This window comes from Mesorhizobium australafricanum (genome assembly GCF_033977265.1).
Classification (GTDB): domain Bacteria; phylum Pseudomonadota; class Alphaproteobacteria; order Rhizobiales; family Rhizobiaceae; genus Mesorhizobium; species Mesorhizobium australafricanum.
On sequence record NZ_JAVIIT010000049.1, the window covers coordinates 1 to 2,072 of the forward strand.

Genomic DNA, 2,072 nt, shown 5'->3' on the forward strand with positions numbered 1-2,072 from the left:
GATCGTCAGGAAAGGCAATTACTTTGACAGGATAGGACACGTCATCGCGGTGTCAGCCAGCCTTGCCCAAACCGAGGCGGCACTTAAGCGTGCCGTCGACACAATTAGTTGGTCAATCACACCATTTTCGGCCTGAGGGACAATCTACCCTCGAATTTGTCAAGCAGCGCAACGCCACGAACACCTAATCTCGACGACTGTCGGCAAAGCTTGTCCAACCCGCATTCCACGAGATGAGACAAAGTACCTCCTATAATTGGATAATCCCAAGGTTTACGGCTTTTACAGCCGCAAGCGTTCTGCTAGAAGCATCCAACTTTTTCTTTACACTTTTTATATGAAAATTTACAGTATTTATCGATATCCCTAGAATCTTTCCTATCTCCCACGACGATTTCCCTCTCGCCGACCATAAAATACACTCTTTTTCTCTTATTGAAAGATTGGGAGATCCTTGGCTGTAATTGGCAAACTTCGTTACCTTCAGGTGGAAATGAAACGCCGCAAGCTGCAAATACACGATTGTACTATTTTGGAATTCGCGGTTCAAGGATTGAGCAAAGCTCATGATCGCAAAGCTGCCATCAGGGCCATGTAATGGAATGCTAATGCCTGACTTTAAGCCGAACGTCGCAGCTTCGTCGAAGAAGCGCCGTTCGTCTTCAGTCGTGTTTGTGTCATTGTAGACCTGGCTCCATTGAAAGGCGCCGATCCGCTTTCGACTCATGTTGATGACGGAGTCTATCGTATCATAACCCGATTCGAAATAGCGCTCCTGCAATTCATCCGGATAATTCAGCATGACCGGATCGCGTCGGACCGGCTTTAAAATTTGTTGGTCGAAAGTTAGAGAGCCATAGGCGATCCACGGGCAATCAAAAGTCAGGGCATAAGCGGATAGCAGCTTGAACAACTGCTCGGATTGCGCAACGCCATCAGTTTGGTCGAGAAATCGGCCAAATTCGACCGCAAACGCCTCTCTGTCTCCCCTTGGGAAATGCATCGACGGAACCAAAGAAAACTGATTGGACACTCTCGTTGCCATCCCTCGAAGTTGAGAGACCAAGTTATCGGCGGGCGTTCCATAGTCTCGGCTCCGCAGCCATTTGCGCCGGAATTCATCACTGGCGCACAGCAAGGCTGCGGCTCTGCGCGCCGTCCTCGGCAGGCCCGCATCACCAAAGCTCTATCACATTACCGCAATGAGCAATGTTAAAGCTTAGTTAAGATGGGATTACTTTGCGTTTCGAAAGATATAACTTTGGCAATAAATGTTTAAATCATATGATATTTTACAGTTTACTTCGAGATCACATCGATATCTGCGCGCGTTCACCGTCCAGCGCGCGTCCCGGTCCTTCTGGTGCAGCCTTGTAGGCTTGTCTTTCCAATCATCCGGGGCTTTGGCTGCCTTGATATCGGCCTTTGGGGCATCTCTATTACGCCGCTTCGGCGGCGTCTATGATCTGCCCGCCCATTGCCAGATAGTCGTCCTTGTCGAAAAGGGCGAACAGGTTCTCCACCGCGGGCCTGCGTGAAGTGCTCCCCGAAACACCAGATCGGTTGGAATTGGGCACCTTGTCGCCGAGCCAAGACCGAGCAACCGCATGAAGCACGGCCGATCCTGGATCTGGAATTCCGCCTGATCATCCGACGGACTATGGAGCGCCTGCAGAACCAGGATCTTGAACATCGGCACCGCGTCATAAGGCGGCCAGCCGCCCTTGGCGCGATCGGACCGTTGCCTTCGCCAGCGGCTTCCGGAACACTCCCAAGAACCACCGCGTCAGCTTCTCCAACGGAGCTCCTGCCACGCCCAGCCCGCGTTGGCGCTCGTCAATGTTTCCAGATTACGACCTTGGTGCCGCACCCGCCGCTCTGCGCAAGTCATCGGGACAGTGAATCAGCTCAGGCCGCCAAAGGCCCGGTTTTGCGAGGTGACCCAATGTCATCGTGGTTTCGCCTGCATGACCGATCGAATGGCGTTTGCGGCCGCGTCTACATCGTCATCGCTGACGAGATAGTGGAGGACAGCGCGAACGACGCCTTCGCGGAGAGTGCCCAGCCGCACA

2 protein-coding genes and 1 pseudogene are annotated in these 2,072 nt (G+C 52.8%); all 3 read right to left on the minus strand.

The genetic code is table 11. The features are described 5' to 3' along the window. Positions 1 to 250: 250 nt before the first annotated feature. Entirely contained in the window at positions 251 to 1,033 is a 783-nt protein-coding gene (locus tag RFM98_RS31085) for a LuxR family transcriptional regulator (RefSeq protein WP_320312282.1), read from the minus strand. A 406-nt stretch (positions 1,034 to 1,439) separates the two neighbouring features. Continuing rightward, the gene (locus tag RFM98_RS31090) at positions 1,440 to 1,616 is read right to left on the minus strand and encodes a hypothetical protein (RefSeq protein WP_320312283.1); all 177 of its coding nucleotides are present in this window, start codon (positions 1,614 to 1,616) and stop codon (positions 1,440 to 1,442) included. A gap of 8 nt (positions 1,617 to 1,624) precedes the next feature. Further along, positions 1,625 to 1,693, minus strand: a pseudogene (locus tag RFM98_RS31535) (hypothetical protein); the annotation flags it as partial. Between the last annotated feature and the right edge of the window lie 379 nt (positions 1,694 to 2,072).